Origin of the sequence: Streptomyces sp. cmx-18-6 (genome assembly GCF_046548915.1) — a bacterium.
Lineage (GTDB): Bacteria > Actinomycetota > Actinomycetes > Streptomycetales > Streptomycetaceae > Streptomyces.
This window is the reverse complement of the sequence record NZ_JAEBEP010000002.1, coordinates 291475-314522: the sequence shown is the minus strand read 5'-3', so window position 1 is coordinate 314522 and position 23048 is coordinate 291475. Positions and strand designations below refer to the sequence as shown.

The 23048-nt window shown below is 71.7% G+C and carries 20 protein-coding genes and 1 riboswitch; of the genes, 5 read left to right on the top strand and 15 right to left on the bottom strand.

All coding sequences use genetic code 11. From position 1 onward, the window contains the following. Positions 1–39: 39 nt before the first annotated feature. The 10 genes from ACLJPL_RS06385 to thrC form a co-directional block, all read right to left on the bottom strand. Entirely contained in the window at positions 40–1911 is a 1872-nt protein-coding gene (locus tag ACLJPL_RS06385; RefSeq protein ID WP_411079698.1) for an ABC transporter ATP-binding protein, read from the bottom strand. After that, positions 1853–2335: a lasso peptide biosynthesis B2 protein gene (locus tag ACLJPL_RS06380; RefSeq protein WP_411079697.1), complete on the bottom strand. Its 483-nt coding sequence runs from the start codon at positions 2333–2335 to the stop codon at positions 1853–1855. The genes ACLJPL_RS06385 and ACLJPL_RS06380 overlap by 59 nt, the downstream gene beginning before the upstream one ends. Further along, the gene (locus ACLJPL_RS06375; protein ID WP_411079696.1) at positions 2332–2583 is read right to left on the bottom strand and encodes a lasso peptide biosynthesis PqqD family chaperone; all 252 of its coding nucleotides are present in this window, start codon (positions 2581–2583) and stop codon (positions 2332–2334) included. The genes ACLJPL_RS06380 and ACLJPL_RS06375 overlap by 4 nt, the downstream gene beginning before the upstream one ends. After that, entirely contained in the window at positions 2580–4532 is a 1953-nt protein-coding gene (locus tag ACLJPL_RS06370; RefSeq protein ID WP_411079695.1) for an asparagine synthase-related protein, read from the bottom strand. Before ACLJPL_RS06370 ends, ACLJPL_RS06375 begins: the two co-directional genes overlap by 4 nt. A gap of 47 nt (positions 4533–4579) precedes the next feature. Beyond that, positions 4580–4705, bottom strand: coding sequence for a keywimysin-related RiPP (locus ACLJPL_RS06365; protein WP_411079694.1), 126 nt, complete (start codon positions 4703–4705; stop codon positions 4580–4582). A 749-nt stretch (positions 4706–5454) separates the two neighbouring features. Further along, a complete protein-coding gene (locus tag ACLJPL_RS06360) occupies positions 5455–5796 on the bottom strand; it encodes a hypothetical protein (protein WP_411079693.1) in 342 nt (113 codons plus the stop codon). A gap of 357 nt (positions 5797–6153) precedes the next feature. Continuing rightward, on the bottom strand, positions 6154–7776 hold the full coding sequence (gene groL, locus ACLJPL_RS06355) for a chaperonin GroEL (protein WP_411079692.1): 1623 nt from the start codon (positions 7774–7776) through the stop codon (positions 6154–6156). A 360-nt stretch (positions 7777–8136) separates the two neighbouring features. Further along, positions 8137–8343: a cold-shock protein gene (locus tag ACLJPL_RS06350; protein ID WP_003967346.1), complete on the bottom strand. Its 207-nt coding sequence runs from the start codon at positions 8341–8343 to the stop codon at positions 8137–8139. 438 nt (positions 8344–8781) lie between these two features. Continuing rightward, on the bottom strand, positions 8782–9060 hold the full coding sequence (locus tag ACLJPL_RS06345) for a MoaD/ThiS family protein (protein WP_030113311.1): 279 nt from the start codon (positions 9058–9060) through the stop codon (positions 8782–8784). A gap of 35 nt (positions 9061–9095) precedes the next feature. Continuing rightward, positions 9096–10391: a threonine synthase gene (gene thrC / locus ACLJPL_RS06340; RefSeq protein ID WP_411079691.1), complete on the bottom strand. Its 1296-nt coding sequence runs from the start codon at positions 10389–10391 to the stop codon at positions 9096–9098. Positions 10392–10409: 18 nt separating this feature from the next. Next, a riboswitch (SAM riboswitch) is annotated at positions 10410–10537 on the bottom strand. 153 nt (positions 10538–10690) lie between these two features. Here thrC and ACLJPL_RS06335 point away from each other — a divergent pair. Together ACLJPL_RS06335 and ACLJPL_RS06330 are read left to right on the top strand one after the other, a co-directional pair. Next, a complete protein-coding gene (locus tag ACLJPL_RS06335) occupies positions 10691–11641 on the top strand; it encodes a glucosyl-3-phosphoglycerate synthase (RefSeq protein ID WP_411080028.1) in 951 nt (316 codons plus the stop codon). Between the two features lie 164 nt (positions 11642–11805). Continuing rightward, positions 11806–13206 carry a trehalose-6-phosphate synthase gene (locus ACLJPL_RS06330; protein WP_411079690.1) on the top strand — a complete coding sequence of 467 codons (1401 nt, stop codon included), beginning with the start codon at positions 11806–11808 and terminating at the stop codon, positions 13204–13206. 31 nt (positions 13207–13237) lie between these two features. On the opposite strand, the gene otsB is transcribed toward ACLJPL_RS06330, so the two are convergent. From otsB to ACLJPL_RS06315, 3 genes are all read right to left on the bottom strand, one after another. After that, positions 13238–14095 (bottom strand): trehalose-phosphatase, encoded by an 858-nt coding sequence (otsB, locus tag ACLJPL_RS06325; protein WP_411079689.1) that lies wholly within the window; start codon positions 14093–14095, stop codon positions 13238–13240. A gap of 277 nt (positions 14096–14372) precedes the next feature. Further along, complete coding sequence (locus tag ACLJPL_RS06320) at positions 14373–14705, bottom strand: DUF3263 domain-containing protein (RefSeq protein WP_411079688.1); 333 nt, start codon at positions 14703–14705, stop codon at positions 14373–14375. 38 nt (positions 14706–14743) lie between these two features. After that, positions 14744–16024 (bottom strand): extracellular solute-binding protein, encoded by a 1281-nt coding sequence (locus ACLJPL_RS06315; protein ID WP_411079687.1) that lies wholly within the window; start codon positions 16022–16024, stop codon positions 14744–14746. 432 nt (positions 16025–16456) lie between these two features. Here ACLJPL_RS06315 and ACLJPL_RS06310 point away from each other — a divergent pair, with 432 nt between their 5' ends. From ACLJPL_RS06310 to ACLJPL_RS06300, 3 genes are all read left to right on the top strand, one after another. Beyond that, the gene (locus ACLJPL_RS06310; protein WP_411080027.1) at positions 16457–17350 is read left to right on the top strand and encodes an ROK family protein; all 894 of its coding nucleotides are present in this window, start codon (positions 16457–16459) and stop codon (positions 17348–17350) included. Next, positions 17350–18507, top strand: a complete 1158-nt coding sequence (gene nagA, locus ACLJPL_RS06305) for an N-acetylglucosamine-6-phosphate deacetylase (protein WP_411079686.1) — start codon at positions 17350–17352, stop codon at positions 18505–18507. Before ACLJPL_RS06310 ends, nagA begins: the two co-directional genes overlap by 1 nt. Before the next feature lie 276 nt (positions 18508–18783). Continuing rightward, on the top strand, positions 18784–19710 hold the full coding sequence (locus ACLJPL_RS06300) for a 1-phosphofructokinase family hexose kinase (RefSeq protein ID WP_411079685.1): 927 nt from the start codon (positions 18784–18786) through the stop codon (positions 19708–19710). Positions 19711–19875: 165 nt separating this feature from the next. Here ACLJPL_RS06300 and ACLJPL_RS06295 read toward each other — a convergent pair whose 3' ends face one another. Both ACLJPL_RS06295 and cdgB read right to left on the bottom strand, forming a co-directional pair. Continuing rightward, positions 19876–20877 carry a CBM35 domain-containing protein gene (locus tag ACLJPL_RS06295; protein ID WP_411079684.1) on the bottom strand — a complete coding sequence of 334 codons (1002 nt, stop codon included), beginning with the start codon at positions 20875–20877 and terminating at the stop codon, positions 19876–19878. 144 nt (positions 20878–21021) lie between these two features. Next, positions 21022–22785: a diguanylate cyclase CdgB gene (gene cdgB / locus ACLJPL_RS06290; RefSeq protein ID WP_411079683.1), complete on the bottom strand. Its 1764-nt coding sequence runs from the start codon at positions 22783–22785 to the stop codon at positions 21022–21024. Positions 22786–23048 lie beyond the last annotated feature (263 nt).

Below are 23048 nucleotides of genomic sequence, written 5' to 3'. Positions count from 1 at the left end.
CAGCCGGCGCGACCGCCCCTCAGCCGGCGCGACCGTCCCTCAGGCCGGCGTGGCCGTCTCCCGTACCTCTGCCGCGAGTTGGGTGGTGGCCAGTTCGCGGTAGAGGTCGTCCGAGGCGATCAGCTCCTCGTGGGTGCCCGCCGTGCGGACGCGGCCGTCCTCCAGGACCACGATCCGCTCCGCGTGGCGGACGGTGGAGAGGCGGTGGGCGATGACCAACACCGTGGTCTGCTCGGCCAGTTCGAGGATGACGTCACGGAGCGCCTGCTCGTTGACCGCGTCGAGCTGCGAGGTCACCTCGTCCAGCAGCAGCAGACGCGGGCGGCGGAGAAGGGCGCGGGCGATGGCGATCCGCTGGCGTTCGCCGCCGGAGAGGGTGACGCCCCGGTGGCCGACCGCCGTGTCGAGGCCGTCCGGCAGCCGGGCGACGAGAGCGTCGAGGCGGGTACGGGCGACCGCCTCCGTCAGCCGGTCCTCCGGGGCCTCGGGGGCGGCGAAGAGAAGGTTCTCGCGGAGCGTCCCGGCGAGGACGGGCGCGTCCTGTTCCACGTACGCGAGCGATCCGCGCAGCTCCGCCAGCGGCCAGTCGCGGATGTCCCGGCCGTCCACGGTGATCGTGCCGGAGTCGTGGTCGTAGAACCGTTCCAGCAGGCTGAACACCGTCGACTTGCCCGCCCCGGACGGCCCCACCAGCGCCACGAGCCCGCCGGTCGGCACGTCGAAGGTGACGCCCCGGTGTGCGGGGGCGCGCTCGTCCCCGTACCCGAAGGCCACGTCCTGGAAGGTGACGCCGAGCGGGGCGCCCTCCCCCCGTACGCCCCCGGCCTCGCCGCCGGAAGGTTCGCCCGGCAGCGATTCCACCTCGTCGATCCGGCGCACGGCGGCCAGACCGCTCTGCAATCCGGTCCAGCCCTCCACCAACCCGCCGATCGGGCCCATCAGGTAGAAGAGATAGAGCAGGAACGCGATCAGCGACGATATCTCCAGCGAGCCCGACGCGACCCGCGCTCCCCCGACGCCCAGCACGGCCAGGAAGGCCAGTTGGATCGACATCATCATCGTGACGTCGGAGACCGAGGACCACTTCGCCACCGACACGCCCCGGTCGTGCGCGTGCCGTGCCGCCCGCGCGACCGCCGCGCTCTCGCGCTCCTCCGCGCCGCTCGCCTTGACCGTGCGGAACGCCTGGAGCACCCGGTCCAGTGCCGCGCCCATCGCGCCCACGGACTCCTGCGCACGGAGCTGCGCGCGCTGAATACGCGGCATGAGCAGGGCGGTTACGGCTCCGATGCCGACGATCACCGTCAGGGTCACGCCCAGCAGGGTCAGGTCCATGTACGCCATGAAGGCGACCGTCCCCAGCAGCATCAGCACGCTGTTGAACGACTCGACCAGGCCGCTGGAGAGGACGGTCCGCAGGAGGGTGGTGTCGCTGGTGACGCGTGACTGGAGGTCGCCGGGGGTGAGCCGGTCCACCGCCGGGACCTTCAACCGCATGATGCGGCCCACGAGTTGGTCGCGCGCCCGGAGGACGACGCCTTCTCCCGTGCGGGCCATGAGGTAACGCCCGTATGCGGAGAGGCAGGCTCCGGCGAGTACGAGTGCGGTGAGCGCGACGAGCGGGGTGAGTGGCGAGCGGTCGGCGGCGAACGCGTCGACGGCGTACTTCGCCATGAGCGGCATCGCGAGCCCGGCCGCCGACCCGGCGAGCGAGAGGAGGCCGGCGCGCAGGAGGACGCCCCGGTGCGGGCGGACCCGGGCAAGGAGGAGGCGCAGGGGGGAGGGGCCGGGGGGCTTCGGCTTCTCGGGGGGCGGGGGGCCCTGCGCAGCGGACGGGCCCGCCCCCTCGGGCTCAGGCGGGCTGCCCGCCGCCTCTGCCGCTGCCGCCGTCGTCGTCGCCGCCGTGCTCACCCGGACCCCCTTCGCGTACCGTCACCACCATCAAGGGACGCAGATCGGCCGCTTCCGCCTGCTCCCCGACCGTCCGGCCCTCTGCCAGCACCCAAGCATGCGGCGAGAACGGCGGAGCCGTCCGGACCCCCGCGCACCAGTCGGGCCAGACACCGGACATCCGGCACGCCAGGGCGATGGCGACCGAGCGCGGCAGGCAGCCGTAACGGCCCGCGCAGCGGCGGCTGGTGGCGACGACGGCCTCGTACACCTCCAGCGTCGTGTCGTACGAGGCCGGGCGCGCCCCGCGACTGATCCGGGTCAGCACCCGGCGCAGACGGCCCGGTTTGAAGCGGGCGAGGACGAACGCGGCGGCGATGGCGGTGCGCAGCCGCAGTCCGCCCGGGCCCGCGCCCCGGCGGGGCATCGTCATCTCGGTGGTCATGGGCGCAGGATCTTCGCCTCGACGAGCTGCCGGGTCAGCTCCGCCACGTCCGACTCCGCCTCGGCGCGCTCGACGTCGAACTCGGCGACGAGCCGTTCGACGGCGGCCTCGGGGGCGTGGCCCGCCGCGAGGGTGTCGACGACGACGATGCTGGTGTCGTTCAACTGCCAGTAGCTGCCGTCCTTCTCGTCGAGGAGGACGCCGCCGTACTCGGTGGTGGTGACGGCGATGCCTTTTCTGAGCTTCACAGGGCTGCCTCGCTGATCGTCGTCGTACGTCCGTGGGGTGCGTCGGGCCAGGCGTTCTCGGCCGTGCGGAGCCAGGTCTCCCCGGCCACGGTGGAGCTGATGGAGTGCTCGACCAGGACGGGCGAGAAGGGTTCGGCGGCGAGCCGCAGGAGGTGGCGGGCGTCGACCAGGCCGTGTTCGGCGAGCCGGGAGCCGGTCCACAACTCCTTGAGTTCCGGGGCGTGTTCGCGCAGGCCCTGGTGTTCGTCGGAGGACATGTGGTCCTTTGTCGTACGGGCCAGCAGCGCGTCCGGCACCACACCGCGCATCGCTTCGACGAGCAGCGGCTTGTAGCGCCAGGGGCTGATGCGCTCGGCCACCCGCACAGCGAGGGTCGCCTCCAGGACCCGGTCGTCGTAGAAGGGCGCGGCGACCGGCAGCCCGATCGTCATGCCGACGTCCTCCATCGCCTGGAAGTGCCGGGCCCCCATCCGTACGGCGTCGATGTCCACGTGCCGCCCGCGCCTCGGGTCGATCGGCTCGGCCTGCTCGGCGGCGGCCCGGAACTCCTCGGTGATGAGGGTGCGTCCGTGCTCGGTGAACCAGGGGCGCAGGGACTGCCGCACACCCCAGGAGAGCAGCGGGACACGGGTGAGGGACTGCGGTTCGACGGTGATCGCCCCGGCGGTCCAGCGTGCGAAGTCGGTGCGGTCCAGCAGGGCCTTCACGGTGGGCAGGAGCGGCCAGCCGAGCTGGTGGCGCAGTCCGCTGAGGCGGCTCCACGCGGTGAACGGGTTGCCGTGGAAGAGGTCCTGGTAGGCGTGGGGCAGGCCCAGGAAGAGTTCGTCGCCGCCGTAGCCGGTGAGGTGGTAGCGCGAGCCGGTGGCGTGAGCGCGGCTCAGGAGCAGGTGCGCGCGGGCCCGGCCGGGGGCGACGGGGAGCGGTTCGTCGTTGAGCTCGGCGGCGGACGCGGCGAGGTCGGCGTAGAAGTAGGGGGCGTCGTCGGCGGGGATGACGTGGTGGCGCAGGTCGGTGGAGTCCGCGCTGTGGTCCGTGGTCCTGTGTGCCGCCTCCTCGACCGCCCTGCGCGCCCAGCTCTCGTCCTCGCTGTAACGGTCCCGGGCGGCCACGGTCAGCAGGGACAGCTCGGCGGGCCCGGTCGCCCGGGCGGCGAAGGTGAGGGAGGTGGAGTCCATGCCGCCGGAGAGCTCGCAGCTGATCCGGTCCAGGCCGCCGACATGGGCGCGTACGGAGGCGGCGACGGCGTCCCGCAGCCTCCGGGCCCCTTCGGCGAGGGGGAGTTCGGCCGGCGGGGGCTCCCACCAGCGGTGCTCGCGGGGGCCGGGGGCGGCGGCCGTGCCCGGTGCTGCGGCGGGCAGGGCGAGGCCGTACCCGGCCCCGGTCTCGTGCACGCCCCGCCACAGGACGCGGCGGCTCAGGGGGTGCGGCAGGAAGTCGAGCAGGCGCAGGGCGAGCGCGCCGTCGTCCAGGGGTGCGCCGGTGAGGTGGGCGAGGACGGCGGGGCGGTCGGAGGCGACGGTCCCGGCCTGCGGGTGCCGGACGTGGTAGATCCGGCGCAGCCCGGAGGCGGTTCCCCGGATCCAGGTCTCGCCGGAGAGCCGGGCGACGACGTGGTAGAGGCCGGGCAGCCGGGCGAGGCGGCGCTCCAGGCCCGCCCGGTCGCGCGCGCCCTCCAGGATCCCGGCGAGCACGCTCTCGGGGACGCGGTCGGGGCCGATGAGGGCGAGGGCGTCGTCGCCGCGCGCCAGGTGGCTGACCTTGCGGACCAGCGGGCGGGCGACGATCCAGGGGCGGCCGGACGGGTGGGCGACGGTCAGGACGTCGCCCACCGCCGGGGCCGCTCCTGTCACTTCCGGTGCCCCTTCCGGGGCGGGAAGCTGCCCGGCCACCGCGTGGCCCGCCACGCTGTCCGGCAGGACGACGAAGTAGTCGCGCGGTTGGCCGGGCATCTTCACCTTTCGGAAGTTCTCACACCATGAACAAGGAACCGGGTGGCCTAGTAGACGATGCGGCGAACCCAGTACTCCTTGTACGAGCCGTAGAAGTAGCCGGCGGTCTTCTTCGAAAAGTCGCCCTGCTTGAACAGCGACGGCTTCACATAAGCCTTCTTCTGCTGCTTCATGACACCTTCCCTTCTGTGCTGGTGACGACCGTTATGCCCAACGAATGTCCGCATAACTGGAGTTATTACTGCGACGGGTGTTCACCACGTGAACACCAGGGTCATCATTGCCCACCGCAGAACCGGTACGCATGATTCCGACTTACCGCGCAAAGTTGGCCGGATAGCGTGAGGGAGAGGATCCGGACCCGGCTATTCCGGCCCATCGGACCGGGCGGCGGGGCGTCGGAAAGAGCCCGGATTGCGGGCATGTGCACTCGCACACCGGTGCCGCACCCAAGAGGTCCGGCCTCCATGTGGACTGGACCAATGGCGGTGCGTTGCCGCCGGACCGCGCGGTGAGCTGGCAGGACAGCGACCCGCCCGCGCACGAATCGGGTGGACCGCCCCGGACGACACCCGGACGGCACCCGGCCGACGCCCGCGCGCCGCCCTACAGCACGACTTCCGGGTACGCCACCGAGATCGGCGAACAGGGGCGAACTCGCGCTGCCGTAAGGGGAAGACCACGGCAAGTAAGCATTCGGCCATGCCGACCGCCCCGGCGACGGCCACCCACCCCGCCTTCGACCGCTTTGGCCGCTCACCTGCGCCCTGTGGCGCTCAGCGGTGCGGCAACTCCGCATGGCGAACACGCTGCCCGCCCTGCCGGACGGCCGGAACGCCTACCGAATCGACCGGCGCGGCCGCCGAAACGGCCGGCGCCCCCGCCCCGCCCGCCGGAACGGCCGGCACTCCTCCTCCTACTCCTACCGAAACCGCTGCCCCGCACCCGCCTCGCGGAACCGGTAGACGCCCCACGAACCCGTGCCCGCGCCCACCAGAAGCGGGATCATGCCGTAGCCGACGACCGTCGAGGAGTGGGCGTACCACCGCCCGCCGTCGAACACCTGGGTCGCGGTGATCGTCTCGGGGTCGTCGCGCCCGTCGTGGTCCGCGAAGGTGATCCGGGTGCGCCCGACCCCCTCCGCTTCACCGAAGCAGTGCCACACGGTCTGGCCCTTGCTGGTGCGGGTGTCGCGGCAGTCGACATGACCGAAGGTCGCCACCCGCATCCCGAGGAGGCCGGAGAGGCCCGTGCCCGTCGCCACGACGAACAGTCCCGCCGCGAACAGGGCCGCGCCCAGGAGGACGAGCCCGGCCCCCTTGAGATGCCCTGCGCCCCACCGCCGGCCTCCCCCGCCTCTCCCGCGCCCTTCACGCCCTTCGCGTCCCTCGCGCCCTCCGCGTCCCGAATCGCCGTGTCCCGACTCGCCGTACCCCGCCCGCGTAGCCGTCATGGCCGCCCCGCCCCCGTACCCGTACCCGTACCCGTACGAAAACACATCCACCGCTCCCCCGCAGTGTCCCAGCACCCCCCGGATACGCCACAGGGGCGGCACCCCCCGTGAAGGAGGTACCGCCCCTGTGGGACGTACGCGGAGCTTCGACCGGTCGGAAGGACCCGATCAGAAGTCCATGTCACCGCCCGGCATGCCGCCCGGAGCGGCCGCGCCGGCCTTCTCGGGCTTGTCGGCGATGACGGCCTCGGTGGTGAGGAAGAGCGCGGCGATGGACGCGGCGTTCTGCAGAGCGGAGCGCGTGACCTTCGCCGGGTCGAGAATGCCCTCGGCGATCATGTCGACGTACTCGCCGGTCGCGGCGTTGAGGCCGTGACCGATCGGCAGGTTGCGGACCTTCTCCACGACGACGCCGCCCTCAAGACCACCGTTGACGGCGATCTGCTTGAGCGGGGCCTCCAGCGCGAGCTTCACGGCGTTCGCGCCGGTCGCCTCGTCGCCCGTGAGGTCGAGCTTGTCGAAGACGGCAGCGGCCTGGAGCAGAGCCACGCCACCACCGGCGACGATGCCCTCCTCGACGGCGGCCTTGGCGTTGCGCACCGCGTCCTCGATGCGGTGCTTGCGCTCCTTGAGCTCCACCTCGGTGGCGGCGCCGGCCTTGATGACGGCCACGCCGCCGGCCAGCTTCGCCAGACGCTCCTGGAGCTTCTCGCGGTCGTAGTCCGAGTCGGAGTTCTCGATCTCGGCACGGATCTGGTTGACGCGACCCTGGACCTGGTCGCTGTCACCGGCGCCGTCGACGATCGTGGTCTCGTCCTTGGTGATGACGACCTTGCGGGCACGGCCGAGCAGGTCCAGGCCGGCGTTCTCCAGCTTGAGACCGACCTCCTCGGAGATCACGGTGCCACCGGTGAGGATGGCGATGTCCGCGAGCATGGCCTTGCGGCGGTCGCCGAAGCCCGGAGCCTTGACGGCGACGGACTTGAACGTGCCCTTGATCTTGTTGACGACCAGGGTGGAGAGCGCCTCGCCCTCGACGTCCTCGGCGATGATCAGCAGCGGCTTGCCCGACTGCATGACCTTCTCCAGCAGCGGGATGAGGTCCTTGACGCTGCCGATCTTCGAGTTGACGATCAGGATGTACGGGTCGTCGAGCGACGCCTCCATACGCTCCATGTCGGTCGCGAAGTAGGCCGAGATGTAGCCCTTGTCGAAGCGCATGCCCTCGGTGAGCTCAAGCTCCAGACCGAAGGTCTGGGACTCCTCGACCGTGATGACGCCTTCCTTGCCGACCTTGTCCATCGCTTCGGCGATCTTCGCGCCGATCTCGGTGTCGGCGGCGGAGATGGAGGCGGTCGAAGCGATCTGCTCCTTGGTCTCCACGTCCTTGGCCTGCTCCAGCAGCGCGGCGGAGACGGCCTCGACGGCCTTCTCGATGCCCCGCTTGAGGGCCATCGGGTTGGCGCCTGCGGCGACGTTGCGCAGGCCCTCGCGGACGAGAGCCTGGGCGAGAACGGTGGCGGTGGTCGTACCGTCGCCGGCGACGTCGTCCGTCTTCTTGGCGACCTCCTTGACCAGCTCCGCACCGATCTTCTCGTACGGGTCCTCGAGCTCGATCTCCTTGGCGATGGAAACACCATCGTTGGTGATCGTGGGCGCGCCCCACTTCTTCTCGAGGACGACGTTACGGCCCTTGGGGCCGAGGGTGACCTTGACGGCGTCGGCGAGCTGGTTCATCCCGCGCTCGAGACCGCGCCGTGCCTCCTCGTCGAACGCGATGATCTTGGCCATGTGAAGTGGTCCTCCCGGACAGGGGTGGATTTACTCCGGACCGAGAGGCGCCCGCGACGGACGGCCTGCGTGCGTGGTGGTTCCTTGCCCCACCGCGCCTGCGGGCCTCACCGGCCCGGTCCAAGTTTCTGTCACTCTCACCTGGAGAGTGCTAACGCCAATGATTAGCACTCGACCCCCGAGAGTGCAAGCGCCTCCGGCCAAGCCCGGCCATGCGGCCCCGACGCGATCCCGGGCCGTTCCCGGCGCCGCGCCCGGGCAGTCCGAGCGCCGCGCCCGGGACGCACGAAGGGCCCGAACCCCGGATCCGGAGTCAGGCCCTTCGTGCGTGAGTAGAGTCGTCGGACGACCGCGCCGAGCTCAGCCGACGGCGAGCTTGACCATGTCGGCCTGGGGCCCCTTCTGGCCCTGCGAGATCTCGAATTCAACTCGCTGACCCTCTTCGAGGGTGCGGTACCCGTCCATCTGGATCGCGCTGTAGTGGACGAAAACATCCGCACCACCGTCGACCGCGATGAAGCCGTACCCCTTCTCCGCGTTGAACCACTTGACGGTGCCCTGAGCCATGCCTAACTCCCCTATTACTGGCCCTTGCGCGGGACCGCACTTCGCGGACCCGGGTCGCAACTCACCCTCCGACAGGAGAGGGTGCGCGGCGCCGAAGCGCGTCGACCGCGGCTGAATGTATCCGCCCAACTGCCCTCTGCAACAGGTCAATCGGACGAGAATTCTGGGCACAGGTGAACGCCCGAATATGCGGGATTACTGAAATTTACGGGCAAGTCGGGCCAGGCAAAGGGCACTTATGCCGCAAGGGGTTCACCTACATTGGCTGCTTCTTAACGAGGCCGGGCGCATTCTCATATGCGGGCGGCATAGGCAGCGGAGGGGGCTTCCCCAATTGTACCGCGCTCAACCATGCGAACTGCCCCCTCCGCACGGTGTCGCGGAGGGGGCAACTGCGTTCAGGTGAGGGCGCGATGGCCCCCGCGGAAAAAGTGCGGCTCAGCAGCCGCCGGCCACCGCCGGGATGATCGAGACGCCGGCGCCGTCCGGCGTGGCCGCGTCCAGGCCGCCCTCGAAGCGCACGTCGTCGTCGTTGACGTACACGTTGACGAAGCGGCGCAGCTTGCCCTGGTCGTCCAGGACGCGGGCGGCGATGCCCGGGTGGTCCTTCTCCAGGGACTCGATGACCTCGGAGAGCTTCGCGCCCTCCGCCGTGACCTCGGCCTGGCCGCCCGTGTACGTGCGGAGGATGGTGGGGATGCGGACCTTGACGCTCATGGCGGACGCCTTTCTGGCTGCTGCGGTCGGGATGGTCAGGCGGAGGCGAGGCCGGCCGCGCGGAACGCGTCCAGGCTCGGCTTGATGGTGGCGCTCGCCTGCGAGGTCGCGGAGACCGCGTCGAGCGTCTTCAGCCCGTCACCGGTGTTCAGGACGACGGTGGTGAGCGCCGGGTCGATCACGCCGGCCTCGATCAGCTTCTTCGTCACGCCGACCGTCACGCCGCCCGCCGTCTCGCCGAAGATGCCCTCGGTGCGCGCCAGCAGCTTGATCGCGTCGATGACCTGCTCGTCGTTCACGTCCTCCACCGCGCCGCCGGTGCGGCGGGCGATGTCGAGGACGTACGGGCCGTCCGCCGGGTTGCCGATGGCCAGCGACTTGGCGATGGTGTTCGGCTTCTGGGGGCGTACGACGTCGTGGCCGGCCTTGAAGGCGGCGGAGACCGGGGAGCAGCCCTCGGCCTGCGCGCCGAAGATCTTGTACGGCTTGTCCTCGACCAGGCCGAGCTTGATCAGCTCCTGGAACCCCTTGTCGATCTTCGTCAGCTGGGAGCCGGACGCGATCGGGATGACGATCTGGTCGGGCAGCTTCCAGCCGAGCTGCTCGCAGATCTCGTACGCCAGGGTCTTGGAGCCCTCGCCGTAGTACGGGCGGAGGTTGACGTTGACGAAGCCCCAGCCCTCGCCGAGCGGGTCGCCGATGAGCTCGGAGCAGAAGCGGTTGACGTCGTCGTAGTTGCCCTCGATGCCGACCAGCTCACCGCCGTACACCGCGGCCATGACGACCTTGCCCTGCTCCAGGTCGTGCGGGATGAACACGCACGAGCGCAGTCCGGCGCGGGCGGCGGCGGCCCCGACCGCACCGGCCAGGTTGCCGGTGGAGGAGCAGGAGAGGGTGGTGAACCCGAAGGCGCGGGCGGCCTCGACGGCGATCGCGACGACGCGGTCCTTGAAGGAGTGCGTCGGGTTGCCGGAGTCGTCCTTCACGTACAGACCGCCGGTGACGCCCAGCTCACGGGCGAGGTTGTCGGCCTTGACCAGCTTGGTGAAACCGGGGTTGATGTTGGGCTTCTCCGCGACGTCGGCCGGAACCGGCAGCAGCGGGGCGTAGCGCCAGATGTTGTCCGGGCCGGCCTCGATGCGCTCGCGCAGCTCTTCGGGGGAGCCGGTGGGCAGGTCGTACGCCACTTCCAGTGGCCCGAAACAGGACGCGCAGGCGAACAGGGGGCCGAGCTCGAAACGCTCGCCGCACTCGCGGCAGGAAAGCGCCGCGGCGGGACCGAGGTCCACGGGGGCGGTGGTGGCATTACCTGCGATGGTCTGAACAGCCATGATGGCGGAGGCCCTTTCTCCTCATCTTCCTCGCAGCGCGTTTCGCCGCAAGACGGAATTGGCACCTTCCCCACCGTGACCTCGCGGTCGGTAGGAGGGTTGCCGGGACTTCAACGGGCCGTTCCCTCAGTCCCTCTGGATGAGCTCTGTGGCACTGGATCTTCGATCCAGGCGTTTGTGTGCGGACGGACCCCGACATGCGACGGTCATCCGCGTTGTTCAAGACTGTAACCGAAGGACCGGACTGTTGAGATAGTCGTCCGAACGGCGAGATGGATCACATGCGAGGAGTGCCGACCGTGCTCGAAGAGGTGGAGCGCTGGCTGACCAGGCGTTCCTGGTCGGCCGCCGACCGCCCGCTGGACCGGCTCACGGCCGCCCGGAGCGCCGAACCGCACCGCACCTCGGTGAGCGTCGTGCTGCCCGCGCTGAACGAGGAGGCCACGGTCGGCGCGATCGTGGCGACGGTCCGGCGGGAGCTGATGGAGAAGGTCCGGCTGGTCGACGAGCTCGTCGTGATCGACTCCGGCTCCACCGACGCCACCGCCGCGATCGCGCGCGCGGCGGGCGCGCGGGTGGTCCACCGGGACGCGATCCTGCCCCGGATTCCGGCGCTGCCCGGCAAGGGCGAGGTGCTGTGGCGGTCGCTGCTGGTGACGAGCGGCGAGATCGTGTGTTTCGTGGACGCCGACCTGAAGGACTTCTCGGCGGACTTCGTGTCGGGGACGGTCGGGCCGCTGCTCACCGACCCGACCGTGCAGTTCGTCAAGGCGATGTACGACCGTCCGCTCGGTGACAGCGCAGGTCAGGGCGGTCGCGTCACCGAACTGGTGGCACGCCCCCTGCTCAACTTGCACTGGCCGCAGCTGGCCGGTTTCGTGCAGCCGCTGGGCGGCGAGTACGCGGTGCGGCGCTCGCTGCTGGAGCGGCTGCCCTTCCCGGTCGGTTACGGGGTGGAGCTCGGGCTCCTGGTCGACGCGCTGCACACGGTGGGCCTGGACGCGCTGGGCCAGGTCGACGTCGGCGTGCGCAAGCACCGCCACCAGGACGGGCAGGCGCTGGGCCGGATGGCGGCGGCGATCTACCGCACGGCTCAGCTGCGGCTCTCCCGGGGCCATCTGGTGCGGCCCGCGCTGACGCAGTTCGAGCGGGGCGCGGAGGGGTTCGTGCCGCGCACCCACGCGGTGGACACGGAGGAGCGGCCGCCGATGCGGGAGATCGCGGAGTACGCGGCGCGGTGGGCGGCGTGAGCGGCCGGGGCCCGGGTGCGGTGGGCCCGGCGGCGTGAGCGGGCGGGCCTCGGGGCGGTGGGCCCGGGGCAGTGGGCCCGGGGCGGTGGGCCCGGGGCGGTGGGCCCGGCGGTGGGACGCTCTGAGGCGTTTGGCGGCTTCCCTTACGGGCTAGGTTCCGCTACATGGTCTCCGAGCACTCCGAACCCGCCGCCCCGTCCACCGCCCAGGTCCTCGTCGCGTCCAACCGCGGCCCGATCACGTACACGCTCGGCGAGGACGGGACTCTCGACGCCAAGCGCGGCGGGGGCGGGCTCGTCTCCGGGCTGAGCGCCGTCGACGACAAGCTGTGGGTCTGCGCGGCCCTCGGCGAGGGCGACCGCGAGGCGGTGCGGCGCGGGGTCGGCGAGCCGGGCGTGCGGATGCTCGACATCGACGCGGAGGTCCACGCCGACGCGTACAACGGCATCGCGAACTCGGTGCTGTGGTTCGTCCACCACCTGCTCTACCAGACGCCCGTGGAGCCGGTCTTCGACGCGGAGTTCCGGCGGCAGTGGGCGTCGTACGAGACGTACAACCGGGCCTTCGCCCAGGCGCTGGCCGAGGAGGCGGAGCCGGGGGCGTCGGTGCTGGTGCAGGACTACCACCTGGCCCTGGTGCCCGGGATGCTCCGCGAGCTGCGCCCGGACCTGCGGATCGGCCATTTCTCGCACACCCCGTGGGCCCCGGTGGACTACTTCCGGCTGCTGCCCGACGACATCGGTGAGCAGTTGCTGCGCGGCATCCTGGGCGCGGACCGGGCGGCGTTCCTGACCCGGCGGTGGGCGGACGCGTTCATCGGCTGCTGTACGGAGATCCTCGGCGGGACGGGCCGGACCAGGATCGGGGTGCACGGGCTGGGGGCGGACGCGGACTTCCTGCGGCGGCGGTCGCGGGAGGCGGACGTCGACGAGCGCATGGAGGCGCTGCGGGAGCAGGTGGGCGAGGGCCGCAGGACCATCGTCCGGGTGGACCGCACCGAGTTGTCCAAGAACATCGTGCGCGGCCTGCACGCGTACCGGGCCCTGCTGGAGACCCGCCCCGAGTGGCGCGAGAGGGTCGTGCACGTGGCCTTCGCCTACCCCTCCCGCCAGGACCTCGCGGTGTACCGGGACTACACGGCGGCGGTGCAGACCCTGGCCACCGAGATCAACGGGGCGTACGGCACGGAGAGTTGGACGCCGGTCGTGCTCCATGTGAAGGACGACTTCGCGCGCTCCCTCGCCGCGTACCGGCTGGCGGACGTGGCGCTGGTCAACCCGATCCGCGACGGCATGAACCTGGTCGCCAAGGAGGTCCCCGTCGTCTCCGACCACGGCTGCGCGCTGGTGCTGTCGCGGGAGGCGGGGGCGTACGAGGAGCTGGGCGAGGACGCGATCGTGGTGAACCCGTACGACGTGGTGGGCACCGCCGAGGCGCTGCACGAGGCCCTGTCGATGGGCGGGGACGAGCGGGCCGGGCGCACGAAGCGGCTGGCCGAGGCGGCGACCGCGCTCCCGCCGCAGCAGTGGTTCCTGGACCAGCTGCACGCGCTGCGGCAGGAGTGAGGGGCCGCCGGAGGGGGTCCGCCGCTGCCGGTTACAGCCGCTGCGCCAGTGCCGCGAGGAAACCGACCACGGCGGCCGGGCCCGGCACCAACAGGTCGGCCCGGTCGGCCAGTTCGGGCACCTCCGCGCTGCCGCTGCACACCAGCAGCCCGGGGACGCCGTCCGCGCCCTCGCCGCGCAGCTTCTCCACCGCGGCGAAGGCGGCGAGGTCCCCGAGGTCGTCGCCCGCGTAGAGGACGGACTCGGCGCCGACCTCAGTGGCGTACTCCGTCAGCGCCACGCCCTTGTCCATGCCGGGCGGGCGCAACTCCAGGACCTGGCGGCCCGGTTCGAGGATCAGCCCATGGCGGGCGGCGAGCTCTCCGAGAGGGCCGCGCAGGGTCTCGAAGGCGGCCTGCGGGTCCTCCGCACGGCGGGTGTGGACGGCGACGGCCTGGCCCTTCTCCTCGATCCAGGTGCCGTGCCAGGAGTCGAACTCGTGCAGTACGCCGGGGAGTTCGGCCCTCGCCGCGGCGACGCCGGGGTGCGCGGCGGGGGCCTGGACCGTGCCGGTCGCGGCGTCCCAGCGCTCGGCGCCGTAATGGCCGAGGACCACGAGGCGGTCGAGGCCGGGCACGCCCGCGAAGCCGCCGTAGCGCACGGCGACGCCTGCGGGGCGGCCGGTGATCACGGCGACGGAGGCGACCTTGGGGGCGAGCGCGGCGAGCGCCTCCACCGCGCCGGGGTGGGCGCGGGCCAGCTCGGGGTCGGGGACGATGTCGGCGAGGGTGCCGTCGAAGTCGAGGGCGATGACCGCGCGGTCGGGGCGGGCGAGGATGGCGTCCAGGCCCTCGCGGCCGGCCGGGGTCGTGGGGGTCGGGATCGGCGGCTGTGCGGAGTGGCTGGCCATGGGGGTGAGCGTAGCGGGGCACGGGCGGCCACGGCGCGCGGGCCCACCCGGGGCTCCGCCCCGCACCCCGCTCCTCAATCGCCGGAGGGGCTTGATTCGCGGGCCTCGGCCCCCGCCGCGTTCGGCCCGCAGGGCGCAGCCGCCCTCCTCAATCGCCGGAGGGGCTCAGAAGTGCTCCTCCGCTTCGCCCGCGGATGAAGGCCGGGGGTCGGCGGAATCAAGCCCCTCCGGCGATTGAGCAGCGGGGGTTCGGGGGCAGGGCCCCCGACGTGGGCGGTCAGCGGCGGTTCCGTCTCGCCGCCCGCAGCCGGCGCAGGCGGTTCACCGTGACCGGGTCCTCCCGGAGCGCCCGCTCGTCCTCGATCAGCGCGTTCAGCAGCTGGTAGTAGCGGACCGGCGAGATCCCGAGCTCCTCGCGGATCGCCCGCTCCTTCGCCCCGGGACCGGCCCAGGACCGCCGCTCCAGCGCGAGCAGGTCCCGGTCCCGGGCGGCCAGCCCAGAAGCAGCGGCCCCGGGCCCGGGGCCGCCCGAAAGCTCCGGATCGGGCTCGGGCTCGGGGCCGCCCGAAAGCTCCGGCTCGGGATCGGGGTCGGCGTCAGGCGCGGTCATATGACCAACCTAACCGCGCCCGCCCACCCCACGCCCGCCTACTCCGCGCTCTCCGCCCGCGTCGCCTCGGCCGCTATCGACCCGAGCACCCGCTCGGGGCTGCCGCCGGGCGCGACCGCCTCGCCGATGTTGGTCTTGACCGACTCGCTCACCGCCGCCCAGGACGTCTTGCCGAACGGGGCGAGCCGGGAGTTCGGCAGCGCCGCCAGGAACTCGCGCAGCTTCGCGTGCTTGGCGTCGGTCTCCATCTCGGCGGACGCGCTGCCGGTCACCGGGAGCAGGTCGTACTCGTCGGCGAAGGCGAGCACGTTCTCGTCGGAGTAGGCGTAGTCGAAGAACTTGCCGATCTCCTTGCGGTGGCCGTTCTGCTTGAAGCCCATCATCCAGTCCGCGACGCCCATCGAGCCCGTGGTCGGGCCCTCGATGCCGGGCAGCGGCACCATGCCGACCTTGACGCCCTTGGCCTGGGCCTCCTCCATCAGCGTGGGGTGGCCGTTGAGCATCCCGACCTGGCCCTTGGTGAACGCCTCGAACGCCTTCGCGCGGTCGAGCTTGCCGGGCTCGACGGGACCGACGAGGCCCTTGCCGACGAGGTTGTCCCGCAGCCAGCGGAACGTGGCGACGTTCTCGGCCGAGTCGATGTCGTACGAGCCGACGTCGTCGACGTAACCGCCGCCCCCGCTGAGCAGCCACATCAGCGTCTCGGCCTGGGACTCCTCCGGGCCGAGCGGCAGGGCGAACGGGTAGGCGACGTCCTTCGCCTTGAGCGCGGCGGCGGCGCGCTGGATGTCGTCCCAGGTCTCGGGGGCGGCGAGGCCGGCCTCGGTGAACAGCTTCTCGTTGTAGAAGAGCAGCCGGGTGCTGGCGACGAAGGGCAGCCCGTACAGGGTGCCGTCGACCCGGCCCGCGTCGGTCAGGGAGGACAGGAAGTTCGCCTGGGTGCGGATGGAGAGCATCTGGTCGGCGCTGTAGAGCTTGTCGGCCTTGGCGTAGTCCGCGTAGGCGCCGATCTGGGCGATGTCGGGGGCCTTGCCCGCCTTCACCATGTCGGCGACCTCGCGGTCGACGTCCTTCCAGGAGAAGACGTTGACGTCGACCTTGACGCCGGGGTTCTCCTTCTCGAAGCCCGAAGCGACACCGCTCCAGTACTTCTCGGAGCTGTTGGCCGGGCCGGTGCCGTAGTCGGCGGCGACCAGCTTGATGGTGACGTCGCCCGAGCCGCTGTCACCGCCGCCGCAGCCCGACAACGTTGCCGTCATACCCAGCGCGGCCACTGCCGCGGTCAGAACCGTAAAGCGCCGCTGCACAGCCTCGCCCATCCTCGTTGACCATCTTGCTCACGGACGGTGGACGCGGCGTCACCGTGCGGACGTCCCGTCCGCCTCGGCAGCACCACCCGTCCTGGCCACCATCCGGATGAACTGCGATTTTCCCCCACAGCGGCGTCAGCGGTCTACACCACCGGAGTATCGCTTCGGCAACGCATTCGAGCCTCGCACACCACAACTGGCTTGAATCCTCTGGCAGTCGGGGCTCCGAAACCGTATCTTGGTCCAGACCATTGGTCGCGCATGCCGTGGATCCGGATGCCCATTTCGTCGCTTTCCGGCAGAAAACGGCTCGCCTTCACTCGTTCATCATTTTGTATGGGTGCGCAACAAACCGCGCTAGTGGACTAGACCTTTTAGGGGTCGGCGGGCGAAACTGTCTCCGTGAGACATGTCATCGCCCTCGATGTGGGCGGCACCGGAATGAAGGCCGCACTGGTCGGCACCGACGGCGCGCTGCTCCACGAGGCGCGGCGGGCCACCGGCCGCAAGCGCGGGGCCGACGCGACCGTCGAGACGATCCTCGCGTTCGCCGCCGAACTGCGCGCCCACGGCGAGGAGCACTTCGGCGAGAGTGCCGTCGCGGCCGGGGTCGTCGTGCCCGGCATCGTCGACGCCGGGAAGGGGATCGCGGTCTACTCCGCCAACCTGGGCTGGCGCGACCTACCGCTGCGCGACCTGCTCGGCGAACGCCTCGGCGGGATCCCGGTCGCGCTCGGCCACGACGTACGCACCGGAGGGCTCGCCGAGGGCCGGATCGGGGCCGGCCGGGGAACGGACCGCTTCCTGTTCGTGCCGCTGGGCACCGGGATCGCCGGGGCCATCGGCATCGCGGGCGAGATCGAGGCGGGCGCCCACGGAGACGCGGGCGAGATCGGCCACATCGTGGTCCGCCCGGACGGCCCGGACTGCAGCTGCGGCCAGCGCGGCTGTCTGGAGACCCTGGCCTCCGCCTCCGCGGTGTCCCGGGCCTGGGCCGCCGCTTCGGGGGACCCCGAGGCGGACGCGGCGGACTGCGCGAAGGCCGTCGAGTCGGGCGACCCCGCGGCGATCCGGGTGTGGCTGGACGCGGTGGACGCGCTCGCCGCCGGGCTGGTCACCGCGCTCACCCTGCTGGACCCGCGCACGCTCATCATCGGTGGCGGTCTCGCCGAGGCCGGGGAAACCTTGTTCACACCACTGCGTGCGGCCGTCGAGGAACGCGTCACGTTCCAGAAGCTGCCCCACATCGTCCCGGCGGCCCTCGGGGACACCGCCGGATGCCTGGGCGCGGGGCTGCTCGCCTGGGATCTACTCGCCACGGAGGTATCCGCCTGATGGCCGGACGCGCAGCAGACAGCACCGTCCTCGCGGGCGCCCGGGTGGTCCTCCCCACCGGGACCGTGGAGAACGGCCGGGTGGCCGTCGAGTCCACCCGGATCTCCGGCTCCGCGCCGGAGGGCGCCCGGATCATCGACCTCACCGGCCACTGGGTGGTCCCCGGCTTCGTGGACATGCACAACCACGGCGGCGGCGGGGCCTCCTTCACCTCCGGCACCGTGGACGAGGTCCTCCACGGCATCCGTACGCATCGCGAGCACGGCACCACCACCCTGGTCGCCTCCACGGTCACCGGCGAGATGGACTTCCTCGCCCGCCGCGCCGGCATCCTCTCCGAGCTGGTCGAACAGGGCGACCTGGCCGGGATCCACTTCGAGGGCCCCTTCATCTCGCCGTGCCGCAAGGGCGCGCACAGCGAGCAGCTGCTGCGCTACCCGGACCCGGCCGACGTCCGCAAGCTGGTCGACGCCTCGCGCGGGGCCGCCCGCATGGTCACCCTCGCCACCGAGCTGCCCGGCGGGCTCGACTCCGTACGGCTGCTCGCCGACCTCGGGGTGATCGCCGCGATCGGCCACACCGACGCCACGTACGAGCAGACCGTCCTGGCGATCGACGCGGGCGCGACCGTCGCCACGCACCTGTTCAACGCGATGCCCCCGCTCGCCCACCGCGAGCCCGGTCCGATCGCCGCCCTCCTGGAGGACGACCGGATCACCGTCGAGCTGATCAACGACGGCACGCATCTGCACCCGGCGACCCTGGAGCTGGCCTACCACCACAAGGGCGCGGCCCGGGTCGCGCTGATCACCGACGCGATGGACGCGGCCGGCTTCGGCGACGGGCAGTACGAGCTGGGCCCGCTCGCCGTCTCGGTCACCGACGGGGTGGCCCGGCTGGTGGAGGGCGGCTCCATCGCGGGCTCCACCCTCACCCTGGACACCGCGTTCCGCCGGGCCGTCACCATCGACCGGATTTCGGTGGAGGACGTCGTACGGTCCATCTCCGCCAACCCCGCCCGCCTCCTCGGCGTCGACGACAAGGTCGGTTCGCTGGAGCCGGGCAAGGACGCGGACCTGGTGGTGCTCGACGAGGATTTCGTCCTGGCGGGCGTCATGCGCAAGGGCGAGTGGATCATCGAGCCCAAGACGGCCTGAGCACACCGGTTTTTCCCCCACGTAACGAAGAGATGGCGGTCGGGCCCCGGGACTGGGCCCGGCCGCCTTCCCTTTGGCATGATCAACAGGCCCGTCACCACGGGCCGCCGGCCGCGGTTCGCGGGATCGCAGGACCGAGGGATCGACGGACCGAGGGGTCGCAGGACCGAGGGATCGCAGGACTGAGAGGTCGGCGGACTGAGAGGTCGGCGGACCGAGGGATCGACGGATCCGGCAGATCGACGGATCCACGGATCGAGGGAGGGGGCGGACCAGATGATCCTGACCGTCACTCTGAACACCGCGCTCGACGTGACGTACACCGTCGACGCGCTCGTCCCGCACAGCAGCCACCGCGTCGGGGAGGTCTCCGAACGCCCCGGCGGCAAGGGCCTGAACGTGGCCCGGGTGCTCGGCGCGCTGGGCCACGAGAGCGTGGTCACCGGCTTCGTCGGCGGCCCGACCGGAGGCGTCCTGCGCGACCTCCTCGCCCCGCTCCCCCCGCGCGACGCCCTCGTCGCCGTCGCCGGGAACACCCGCCGCACCCTCGCCATCACCGACCGCTCGACCGGCGACACCACCCAGCTCAACGAGCCCGGACCGCAGGTCAGCGGCAGCGAATGGGCCGCGTTCCTGCGGACGTACGAGGAGCTCGTCGCGGACGCCGACGCGGTGGCCCTCTGCGGCTCGCTGCCGCCCGGCATCCACGTCGGCGCGTACGCGGAGCTGGTCCGGATCGCCCGCGCCGCCTCCGTACCCGTGCTCCTGGACACCAGCGGCGAACCGCTGCGCCGGGGCATCGCCGCCCGCCCCGACCTGGTCAAGCCGAACGCGGACGAGCTGGCCCAGCTCACCGGCTTCCGCGAACCGCTGCGCGCCGCCAAGGACGCCCGCCGCCGGGGAGCCCACGCGGTGGTCGCCTCCCTGGGGCCGGAGGGCCTGCTCGCGGTCACCCCGCAGGGCGTCTGGCGGGCCGCCCCGCCCGCCGCCGTGCGCGGCAACCCGACCGGCGCGGGCGACTCGGCGGTGGCCGGGCTGCTCTCCGCCCTGGCCGAGGGGCTCGACTGGCCGCAGCGGCTGGCGCGGGCGGTGGCCCTGTCGACGGCGACGGTGCTGGCCCCGGCGGCCGGGGAGTTCGACGCGGCGGCCTACGCGGAGCTGCTGCCGCGCGTGGCGGTGGAGCGGCACGCTCCGGCACCTTGAGATCGCGGCGGCCTCACCGCACCGAACCGCACCCGCACCCGCACCCGCACCGAACCCGCACCCGCACCCGCACCGCACCGACGGAATGACGAAACGACGAAACGGCGAAGCCCCCGTCCCCGGAAGCTCGTCCGGGGCGGGGGCTCTGGCTCGCGGCCCTCAGTCTCAGGAGGTGGCGCGCGTGACTTCGAGCCAGTCGAGGATCACGTCACACTGATTGCCGTCCTCGCACGAGATCTTGATCTCGTTCTGTCCGGGCTGGAGGGTGACCGGCGCCCAGGTGGTCTGCCAGTTCTTCTCCCAGTCCTCGTCGGAGGACTTGATGAAGTTCTTCAGACCGATCGGCTGGCTGTTCGCCTTGCCGTTGACCGTCAGCGTGGCGTCGGCGTCCTTGGCCGGGATCGCGTAGCGCACCGCGAGGCGGTAGGCGCCGCCGTCCTTCATGTCGGCCCGCCAGGTCACGGACGAGCCCACGTTGTTGAACCCGGTGACATACGAGCCGTTGACCCCCTGGGCCCCCTTGATCGTGTTCTCCACCCCGGCCGGACCGCCCAGCGACAGCGTCGCGGCGTCCTGCTTCGGGAGCTCGACCGGCTTGGCGGAGTCGGTCGGCTTCTTCTCCGGCTCGGCGGACTCCTCGGGCTTCTCGGCGGGGCCGCCCGTGGACACGGCTTCGTTGTTCTTCTTGTCGTCCTTGTCGTTCCCGTTCGAGAGCAGCGCGATGCCGATGCCGATGAGGACGACCGCCACCACGGCGACCGCCCCGATCAGCAGCGCCTTGGTGTTCGGGCCGCCCCGGCCGCCGGAACCGCCGCCGCCCGCCACCGAGCCGTGCTGCGCGGTGACCGCGCCGCCCGGGTAGGTCTCGGGGGCCGCGTACTGCGGGTTCGGCCGGTTGTACTGCTGCGCCGGCTGCTGGGCGTAACCCTGCTGGGGCGGGTAGCCGTACCCCTGCTGCGGCGCCTGGTGCTGCCCGTACTGGCGCTCACCGACCGTCCGCACCTGGTTGTACGACGTTCTGGGCACGCCCGGCTGCGCGGCTGGACCCGGGTAGCCGTAGCCGCCCTGACCGGGCGGCTGGGCGCCTGCCGCTTGTCCGTCCGCGTACAGATAGCCGAACGGATCGTCGTCCTCGGGCTTGCTCGCGCCGTTGTTTCCGGCCGTCATCCCTGGGTCACTCCTCACCATGTCGCCAGCCGTCGCCGACCGGCCGAGCCTACCTCGAACGGAGCACAGCCCGAATTGCGATCACTCCCCCGGGCGGGACACCGGGAACGGGTACGGGGTAGGGGAGGAAAGGGCCCGTGAACGTCAGCCGGCCCTGCGGTGAACCTTCGACCGCGACCGCTTTTCCACGTACATCCGCTGGTCGGCGGAGCGCAGGACCTCTTCCACGGTCATCCCGCACTCGGCCCAGCCGATGCCGAAACTCGCCCCGACCCGGACGGCGCGCCCGTCGACCCTTATGGGCGGAATGATGGCATTTCTCAGACGTACGGCCAGGTCAGCGGCGTCCGCCGCCCCGAGGCCGTCCGCGAGAACGACGAATTCGTCACCTCCGAGCCGGGCGACGGTGTCGCCGTCCCGCACGCAGGTGCTCAGCCGCCGCGCCACCTCGATGAGAACGGCGTCCCCGGTGTGGTGGCCGAACCGGTCGTTGATGGACTTGAAGCCGTCGAGGTCGCAGAAGAGGACCGCGAGCCCCTTCGTCCCGTCGTCGTGCTCCGCGTCGGGGGCGACCGTGTGGACGTGGTGGTCGTACAGCCCGCCGGGGGCGGCCACCGCCTCGGCGTCGTACCCGTCGATCTGGTAGCCGTGCGCATCGCCCGGGTAGGCGTGGGGGTCGCCCTGATGGCCGGAGGCGTCCGCCTGATACCCGTGGGCATCCGACTGATAGCCGGGGGCGTCCGACTGATAGCCGGGGGTGAGGGACGACTCGACGTCCCCGTACGCCGCGTCCAGCGCCTCGATCGCCGTCGCGGCCGGCGAGTGGGGGCGCTCGCAGAGCCGGGCGCTGAGCCTCGACCGCAGTTCGGCGCTGTTGGGGAGCCCGGTGAGCGCGTCGTGCGAGGCGCGGTGGGCGAGGTTCAGCTCGTGGCGCTTGCGCTCCTCTATGTCCTCGACGTGGGTGAGGAGGAAGCGCGGCCCGTCCGCGGTGTCCGCGACGACGGAGTTGCGCAGCGACACCCAGAGGTACGTCCCGTCCCGCCGCCCGAGCCGCAGCTCGGCCCGGCCGCCCTCGGCGGAGGTGCGCAGCAGGGTCCCGATGTCCTCGGGGTGGACCAGGTCGGCGAAGGAGTACCGGCGCAGTACGGAGGCGGGGCGGCCCAGCAGCCGGCACAGGGCGTCGTTGGTGCGCAGCAGCCGGCCGTGCTGGTCGCCGCCCATCTCGGCGATGGCCATGCCGCTGGGCGCGTACTCGAACGCCTGGCGGAAGGACTCCTCGCTGGCCCGCAGCGCCTGCTGCTCGCGCTCCAGCCGGACCAGGGCGCGCTGCATGTTCGCCCGGAGCCGGGCGTTGCTGATGGCGATGGCGGCCTGGGAGGCGTACATCTGGAGCGCTTCGCGCCCCCATGCGCCGGGGCGTCGCCCGTTGCGCGGCCGGTCGACGGATATGACCCCGAGGAGGTCCCGTCCGCCCCCGGAGGCGTACATCGGGGCGTAGAGCCGGTCCAGCGGGTGCCACTCGTCCTCGAACCGGGGTTCGGGGCCCTCGGTGTGCCACTGCGGCACGTCGTCGTCGAGCAGGACCCAGCCCTCGGTGTGGGGTATGAACCGCAGCTGGTCCCAGGACTCGCCCATGGAGAGCCTGCGCTCCCAGGAGGCGCGGGAGCCGACCCGGCCGGTGATCAGGGCCTCGGCGGCGGAGTTGCCCGCGAAGGCGGCGATGACGAGGTCGCCGTCCGGGCGGACCAGGTTGACGCAGCCCAGCTCGTAGCCGAGACCGGTGACGATGCCGTCCGCCACGGTCTGCAACGTGTCCGCCAGACTCCGCGCCGTGTTGAGATCAGCGACGGCCTGGTGCAGCTGCCGCATGGTCGCAAGACGGACGTAGGGTTCCGACTCGGCCTCCATCGCTCGCACTCCCCGAGACCTCGACAGCAACTCCAGGTTTCATATCGACGTACTTGTTGCAGTGTCACGGCCACTGAATCACAGTGAGCTGTGCACCCGGTACACAGGGTCAGCAGAAAATGGACTCTGTGACTCAAGTCACAACAGATAGTCGCGGGGTTGCGGTGACTCCTGACGCTGTCCGTCGTTTTGCGGACACACATCAGGCCGCGCCTATTCGGCCATGCCGCCGGACACCGGGAGGAAGGACCTCTCGGGGAGGC